Annotated in this window: 6 protein-coding genes; 1 reads left to right on the top strand and 5 read right to left on the bottom strand. The window is 69.3% G+C overall.

Annotated features, from left to right (window positions below):
* Positions 1-789: 2OG-Fe(II) oxygenase family protein (locus VGZ32_RS03290; protein ID WP_326884287.1), on the top strand; the 789-nt coding region annotated here is incomplete at its 5' end.
* 22 nt (positions 790-811) lie between these two features.
* Here the strand turns inward: VGZ32_RS03290 and VGZ32_RS03285 are convergent.
* The 5 genes from VGZ32_RS03285 to VGZ32_RS03265 form a co-directional block, all read right to left on the bottom strand.
* Positions 812-1,750, bottom strand: a complete 939-nt coding sequence (locus VGZ32_RS03285) for an endo alpha-1,4 polygalactosaminidase (RefSeq protein WP_326884286.1) — start codon at positions 1,748-1,750, stop codon at positions 812-814.
* Positions 1,693-2,400, bottom strand: a complete 708-nt coding sequence (locus VGZ32_RS03280; protein ID WP_326884285.1) for a spherulation-specific family 4 protein — start codon at positions 2,398-2,400, stop codon at positions 1,693-1,695. The genes VGZ32_RS03285 and VGZ32_RS03280 overlap by 58 nt, the downstream gene beginning before the upstream one ends.
* Positions 2,385-3,824, bottom strand: coding sequence for a hypothetical protein (locus VGZ32_RS03275; RefSeq protein WP_326884284.1), 1,440 nt, complete (start codon positions 3,822-3,824; stop codon positions 2,385-2,387). The genes VGZ32_RS03280 and VGZ32_RS03275 overlap by 16 nt, the downstream gene beginning before the upstream one ends.
* Positions 3,821-5,269: a GT4 family glycosyltransferase PelF gene (gene pelF, locus VGZ32_RS03270; protein ID WP_326884283.1), complete on the bottom strand. Its 1,449-nt coding sequence runs from the start codon at positions 5,267-5,269 to the stop codon at positions 3,821-3,823. The genes VGZ32_RS03275 and pelF overlap by 4 nt, the downstream gene beginning before the upstream one ends.
* A 124-nt stretch (positions 5,270-5,393) precedes the next feature.
* Positions 5,394-7,478 carry a hypothetical protein gene (locus tag VGZ32_RS03265; protein WP_326884282.1) on the bottom strand — a complete coding sequence of 695 codons (2,085 nt, stop codon included), beginning with the start codon at positions 7,476-7,478 and terminating at the stop codon, positions 5,394-5,396.
* Positions 7,479-7,947: the final 469 nt, after the last annotated feature.

Below are 7,947 nucleotides of genomic sequence, written 5' to 3'. Positions count from 1 at the left end.
GGATACGGGACCGTGCGCCTCGACGCCGGTGACGCAGTGCTGCTCTCAGGGCTTTATCGTGAAGCGACGGAGTTCTTCGTCAAGGACACACCGGACAAACTCCGGTACAGCGTGCCGAACCGTATTTCCGGCTACCGGCCGTTCAAGTATGCAAATACGGGGTCGAAGGACAAGCCGGACTACAACGACTCGTTCGTGTACTGGAGGCACCGGCGCGCCTCGCTGCCGTACCAGGAGGAGATCACCCGGTTCCTCGACGCGGCGGAGGCCTACCGGCAGGTGACCGCCCGGATCGTGCGCGACCTGATCGAGGAGATGCGCGTGCGGTACGACTACCAGCACGAGCTTTCGTTCGAGGACGCGTCGCTGCTGCAGATCAACTCGTTCGTGCAGCCGGTGGACACCGCGCTGTACCAGTACTCGCACGAGGACGCCGATCTGCTCACGGTGATCTGGGCCAGCGCTCCCGGCCTCGAGGGGATGGCCGGCGAGGACGACGACGAGAAGAACGGCGTCCCGTTCAACTTCCCGCCCGACGAGGTGCTGATCATGCCGGGCAGCCTGCTGACCGCGATGACCGGCGGCGCGGTTCCGCCGTTCTACCACCAGGTGCGCAACCACAACATCCGCGAGCGCAAGTCCATCATGTATTTCGTCAGCCCGGAGGCCGCCGAGCCGATCGAGCCCTTCGTGCGCAACGATTTCAACGCCGAGCTGGATATTCAGCAGTTGGTCGTCGATAACCCGGGGACTTACTTCGGACTGTCGCAGGACTTCGTCTCCGCCTGATCGACAGATCGTTCGGGACGCCTTAGGGACAGGGCCAGCGGGGCGCGTCCAGGGCGGTGTTCTTCTTCATGCTGGAGAAGTGGAGCGGGGCGGTCTGCGGGCAGAACTCCGACAGGGGCAGCGAGTACTCGACGTGAAACACCGCCTTGCCCGCCGCGGTGAACGGCGCCAGCTGCCCGCACTCGGCGTACTCGACGCACTGCTCGTCGATCGCGAAGTCGAAGTCGGGCAACAGGTCGGGGACCTGGTCGACGTCGTTCTTGAGGCCGATCGCCAGGTGGTCGTCGTGCGCGAGGGCGGCGAGCATGCGGTTGTAGGTCAGCTGGTCCGCGGCAGTGAGCGGGAAGCCCGAGTCGTTCTCGTAGCCGTCGACGTTGTCGGCCTCGACGGCGTCGAACCCCTTGCTCGCGCAGTCTGCGAAGCGCGCCGCCATGATCGGCCTTAGTACACGCCACTGTCGGATGTCGAGCCAGCGCTCCCCGGGCCACCCGTTCGGGGAGCCGAGCACCGAGGTCGGGAATCGGCCGGCGTCGGCGCGGAAAGACTCATACGCACCGGTATTGACATAGCAGATCACCTTGCGGTCGGCGGCGTGGAGTGTCGCGACCACGTCGGTGCTGTTGTCCGCACCGTCGATGTCGTAGACCTGCGCGTCTACTGTCGTGTCCACCGGCTCGGTGAGCTGCCATTGCCAGGTCAGACCGGGCGACGGGTGCCAGATGGTGGACGGGGGCGTCGCCGCGCGCGAGGACGGCCGAGGGGTCGGCGGCCGCTGATTCGGCGAGGTCTGATTCGGCAGCGGCCGGCTCGACGGGACGGCGGGCGATCGCTGGTCCGAATGGGTGGTGGAGGCGACCGGGGCGGTGTGCGGCGACGAACACGCGGCGAGCGCGGCGCCCGCTGTCAGCGCGAGGGCCGCGCCGAGAACGCGTCGCGCAGCTCGCCGGCGAGGTCCGACCATGGATTGGCTCCCGTCAGTTCCGTCGCGTACACCGTCCCGACGTGCCGGGCGGCCGCATCATGGATGACCTGCTCGAGCGCGCCGGACGATGCTCCATGGACCAGATGGCAGAACCGCGTCGGCGCATGTCGGCGTATCCACGGCGTAACCACATGATCACGATACGCGTCCCACGGGCCCTCGAAGGTGACCACCACGTCGCAGATGTCGGCGTACTGCGGCGCCGGGACCATGCCCGGATTCGCCACGAGCAGGTCGAAGCCGAGCCCGCGCGCGGCGTCGGCGATGCGACGGTAGTGCGCGACCTGTTCCGGCCCTGACGTGACCTGGTCGAGGAAGACCCCGCGCAGCCCGTACCAGTCCCGATACGCCGTCAGATCACGCAGCACGGCAGCGCCCGGGCGCCGCGCATAGGCCGTGTCGACGTAGCCGATGACGCGCCCTCCGGCTGCGCGCACGGCCGCGACGGGCGGGTGATAACGCGGGTCGGGCGCGGTGCCGGGCCCCGAATCCGGGTTCATCACGGCGAAGCCGAGCGACGGCCCCATCGCCGCGAGCGCCAGCCAGTCGTCGGGTCGGTCGGCGGGGTGAAAGTAGGCCGGGACCGCGAACCGCACTGGCGGGTGCGGGCGCGTCACAGGTGCGCCCATGGACGCGAGGTGGCCGCTGCGGCGCGCACGGCCAGCCACACCGCGCTCTCGGCAGCGAGCGCCGCGAGGGCCGCGGCGTTCCGTTCAGGCACGGCGGCGGCCATCGCGAGCAGCGTCAGCGCGGTCGGCCAGAGCACGGCCGTCGCGTTCCTGCTGCGGATGAACAGCGCCGCGAGGAGACCGGGGGCCAGCGCGACGGCACAGAGGTACAGTCCCATCGCGTCTGGTTCCGCGCGGTCGAATGCCGCGAACGCGACCGCGGCGAGTGCCGCTGTGCTCGCGGTCTGCCGCACCAGCGCGATCGCCAGGAACGCCGTCGCCCTGCGTGGAAAGCCAGCCGGGCCGGCGATCACCGCCAGCAGCGCCTCGACCCGGTGCTGATACCAGCGCGCGTGCCACTCACCCGCGCCCATCGCGAGGGTGAGCACCATCGCGGCGTGCAGGGCCGCGGGTCCGCGACCGGCAGTCGGTCCGGCCAGGACGAGGGTCACCAGGGCGCCGGTGCCGAGTCCGCTCAGCACGTGGGGCGCGGCGCAGCGCAGCTCGTACCTGGTGAGTGGGGCGACGGTGGTGTGCAGTCGCGTGATCCGCAGTGCGAGAGCCGTCGCCGCTGCGGCCGAAGCGGCGACCCCGAGCGCGGCCACCACCGGCGAGCCGCCGAGCAGGGACGACGCGGCGGCGAGCGCGGCGGGTGCCAACGCCGCCGCTAGGGCGTACTCGGCCCCGAGAACCAGCGCAGGCACCGCGGCCAGGCAGAAGCCGAGCGTGCTCGCCGCCGGGGCAGCGACGCGGGCGGGCGCGGCGAACAGCAACTCGATCAGACCGAACAGCCCGGTGGCCGTGAGCAGCGCCCAGAGCGTGCCATTCCGCAGAACCTGCCGCGCCGCGTCCCGCTCGCCGCTGCCTAACCGCGCATAGGCGAGGTGCGCGATGCCCTGCCCGTAGCCCCACGCGAGTATCTGCACGGCGGCCAGCGCTGCACGAGTCGTGCCGCTCGCGCTCGTCATCGTCAGGAAGGTGACCCCGTAGAGGGCTGGCGCCGCGAACAGCAGACCGCGCAGGAGGGTGCGGGCGGCGGCGGGTGGCTTCGGCGCCCGCGGCTCGGGTGCGCTCATTGCGCGGGGCACCCGCTTGTGCAGCTGGTCCGCGAGCACGAACAGGTCGGGCAGCCCGAACTGTTCGCGCGCGGCGCGGTCGCTGTAGCCCTCCGTCTCCAGACCCGCCACGATCGCGAGCGGGTCCACGGCGGTGCTGCACAGCTCGGACAGGCTCAGGGCCAGACGGTCGATGGAGTCGAGCGTCGCCGTGTCGGTGATCGTGACCGGGATCGTGCCGAGAGTGGAGCGGCGCGCTTGGGTGTAGGCCGTGGTGAATGCGCGGTGAATGGTGGGGTAGGGGTCGGTCAAGAGGGACGGTGCGCTCACGCAGCCACTCCGAAGGGCGCCGCGGCGGCGGCAGGCGGCAGGGCGAGGTCGCGATAGATGGTGTCGAACGTGGCGACGGCGTGTTCGATGGTGAACAGCTCCAGCGCGCGCCGACGCGCGGCCTTGCCGAGGGTGCGCCGCCGTTCGTGGTCGGTGAGCAGCGCGAGGCAGGCCTGCGCCAGCTCCCCGGGTCGGCGCGGCGGCACGATCAGCCCGGTGTCCCCGATGGCTTCGCCGACGCCGCCGACTTCGGTGCCGACGTTCGGCCGCCCGCAGGCCATCGCCTCGAGCACGGTGAACGGCAAGCCTTCAGAGATCGAGGAGAGCACCACGATCTGGCCGGCAACATATGCCTGCCGGGTGTCGGCGCACTGCCCTTCGAAGATCACTGATTCTTCGAGTCCGAGTTGCCCGACGAGCTCGACGCACTCTCGGAAGTAGGCTTCGCCTCCCTTGGGTGCGGTGCCGAAGATCCGCAGCCGTGCGCCTGGCAATTGCTCGCGCACTATGGCGAACGAGCGGATCAGTGTGATGACGTCCTTGAGCGGGTCGATCCGTCCGACGAAGACGATGGTGGGTGTCTCCGGCTCGGTGTCCGAGGGGTGGAAGCGCCGCGGGTCGACGCCGTTGTAGACGGTGCGCAGCTTCGCCGGGTCGGCGCCGAGCCGCCGCTCCCACCGCTGGTTGTACTCGTTGCACGGGGTGATCAGGTCGGCGGCGCGGTAGCCGGCCTCGCATAGGCGGCGGGTGAAGGCGGCCACGATCGACTTGACCGGCCAGCTCAGCCGCTCGTTGCGGAGGGCCAGATACCGCTCGCGCAGGTAGACGCCGTGTTCGGCGAGCAGGAGCGGGGTGCCGTGGTTCCATTTAGCTGCCAGCCCGACCAGCACGGCCAGGCCGTTCGACACAGCGTGCACGACCTCTGCGACGGGCGGCTGGAAGGACAGCGGACGCAGCGCGTGCTCGATCAGATTCAGCGCCGTCATCGCGTCGGCCAGCGGTAGCGCCGGGGCGGTGTGGTCGTGGTATCCGCTCCAGAGTTCGGCCAGCGCGACCGCGACCGCGTCGGTGTGCAGCGTTTCGACAAGGTGGCCGGACTGCGCCAGCAGGTAGAGCTCGAACAACGCCGCCTCGAAACTGTCGGGGGCGGCGCTGTCGCTGCTGAATACGGCCTCGAGCATGTCGATGGCGGCGGCGCACCAGCGGACGCTGCGCACGCGGGGGGCGCGGCTGGCGGCGGCGTGGCTGTTGGCCCACACCGGGACCGTGTGCAACGAGGCCACGTTGCGCGGCAGGTCGAACACGGCCGGCTCGCGGCCGGTGGCCGACAGGGCGACCAGGTGGAACCGGTACCCCGTCAGACCTCTGATCATCTGGTCGCACCAGACCGACACCCCGCCGTGCGCGTGCGGATAGGTGCCCTCGGTGACGAGCATGACGTCCATCGGGTCTGGATCCCTCGAGAGTCGGTGCCCAGCGCGACGTGCCCGTGCCGCGCGCGGACCACTCCGTCGAGGTCGAGGAGCGGTCCGTGCGCGGTCCCGAGCACGTGGCACGCCGCGGTGCGGTCTACTTCGCCGGGTTCGCGGTCAGCACCAAGCCGATGCCGGGCAGGAACAGCGTGAGGTTTCCGAAGCCGGGGGCCTGCTGATACGCGGACAGCTCACCCGCGTAGGCGGAGCCGAACGGCGTGGCGCCGATCGAGCTGCCCAGCAGTCCCGGGTTCTGCGTCCCGTCGGGGGCGGTGAGCGGGACGTAGAGCCCTGACGGAGCCGACACGACGACCTTGCCGGACTGGATGTAGCCGGACACGGTGCCCGCGGCGACCGCCGCCTTCCACGCGGCCTGCTGCTGGAGGATCTGGCCTGAGGTGGCGAAGAGCGTCGAGACGATCGGGGCGTTGGCGGCGAACTCGGCGCGGTAGGTGGACAGGATCGAGCCCAGCGCCGGGTAGAAGATCCGGTCCTGGGTCAGGTTCGACTGGTGCACATAGGTCGGCCGCGGGTCGTTCGCGGTGACGTGGCTCAGCGCGATCCGCGTCTCGGTCGGAACGATGTAAGAGGCGAAGCCGGTGGCCGGGTCGAGCGGCGCGATGCAGGTCGAGGTCGGGTTGTTCTCGCAGATCCCGGACCCGCCGTCGGCCGTGGAGGTATAGACCCAGTTGTATTCGTTGACCTCGTCGGAGACGGTCGCCGCGTTGTAGTAGATGTTCATCGGATGGCGCGGCACGGTGAGCGTCGAGGAGCCGACGGCGCGCTGGTTCGGCTCGCGGGAGGCGTCCGAACCGGTCCACGCGATGCCGGACTGCTTGAGACCCGGGGCCAGGTTGGGGTTGTCCACCGTCTGCTGGGGCAGCGTGACCAGGCCCGAGTGCTCCCCGGTGACCAGTTCGTCGGCGTGGATCGGCAGGTGCTTGCTTTGCGCCCAGGCGATGTTCTGCTGGATCTGGGAGACGATGTCGGACTGCGGAACCCAGACGTAGTTGCCGTTCGCGTCGGTCACGCAGGACCACGGGATGGTGGTCAGGTTCTGCTGGCAGCCGAGGAACTCGTGCGAGTAGGTGTGGTTCAGCCACTCGAGCACCTGGCCGGAGTTCGCCTGCCAGGCGGTCAGCAGCGGGTCGGAGCCGGTGGCCGCGACCTGGTCGTCGGAGCCGCCGCCGTTGAAGAGCATGGTGAGCTTGAAGTTGTTCTGCGCTTCCCAGTTCACCTCGTAGGTGACGTCGGCGGGCGTCATGCGGCTCGGCGTGGTGTCCGCAGTGCCCGGCGGGCAGATGGTGTCGCCCGGGGTGCAGTGCCCGGCCTGCGACCACTCGGCGTCCGGCAGGAAGGTGTCGTCGACGTCGATCGTCAGGTAGTTGCGGTCGTAGCCGAAGTGGATGCCCTGCGTCATCCAGGTGATGAAGCCGTGGGCGAGGGCGCGGAACTGAGCCTGGTTCGCGTTGTAGGCGAAGGTGTTCACCAGCTCGCTGCGGCCACCGGCGGTGTAGACCCCGGACAGCACGCCCTGGGTCGAGGTGCCGGGGATCGTCATGGTGACGAAGGGAGTGAAGGTCGCGCCCGCCGCCGGGTTCGCGGTGGAGAGATAGCCGTAGGACTCTGAGACGTTGGGATCGATGTTCTCGAACGGGACCGAGCCGGTCAGGTAGGGGAACGCGCCGGCGGACGTGCCGGAACCGGTCACCGCCGCGGTCATCCCGTCGAGCGTGCCCGAGTACTGCGGGGAGTTGAGGCCCACTGCGGGGCTCGCATAGTCGTATGCGTCGACCTGCCGGATGGAGTAGGTGGCCTCGTACGTGTCGAGGGCGCTGATCTCGGCCGCGGACAGCTGGGGTGGCGCGTTGTTCGGCAGCACGACGGCCTGGAAGTGCGCCTCAGCGGCCGAAGCGAGGTAGCCGGCGGTGATGACTGTGCGGGAGGAACTGGTCAGGTCGATCGCGGTGTACGGCACGCCTTCGGTGTCCAGCTCGGAGCGGATCGCCTCGACCGGCGCGCTCCCGTCGGTGAACACCAGGACCCGCAGATCGGTCCGGGTCGAGGACGCAGCGGAGGCGGCGTGCGCGGGCAAGACGCCGCTGGCGCAGAGCCCTGCGGCGATGGAGAACCCGGCGGCGGCTCGGACCGCGCGCCGGGACTTCGGGGCATGGCGGAACACCCGGTTCCCCCCTTGGGTCTTGGATTATGTGATGAGTGGCGGCTTATCGGAACGGCAGTGATGCGCGAGGTTTCACGTCGGCCTCTACGCATCGCACGGTCACATTAAGCGACCCTTCGCGCGGCGCCGGGTACGCACGCAGCACGTTCATCCGAAGGTGTGGTTTTACGAAAATCGTTACAACCAAAGGCGGAAGGGCGGGGGCTCTGCGAAGCCTTCGCCCTGATCAGCCGCGAAGATCTGCCCGAAGCAAATTGGCTCTTGGGCGTTCGTCGGGCCTGGGCGAAGCCAAGATGTGCGATGCCGGACGAAGCAGATAAATGAAAGATGAATAACCGCGCGGTACTCATTTTGAAATGGGCAGAGTGGACGACGGGACGTCAAGCGCTCGGGAAGCAAACGCCACTCGCGGTCAATGCGGGAGTGGCGCTTGTCGGCAGCTGGCGAAGAGGGGTGTAAGGGTTCGATT

Source organism: Actinocrinis sp., from assembly GCF_035938995.1.
Taxonomy (GTDB): domain Bacteria; phylum Actinomycetota; class Actinomycetes; order Streptomycetales; family Catenulisporaceae; genus DASZGI01.
The sequence above is the reverse complement of the archived record's forward strand: the minus strand, read 5'-3'. Positions and strand labels throughout refer to the sequence as shown.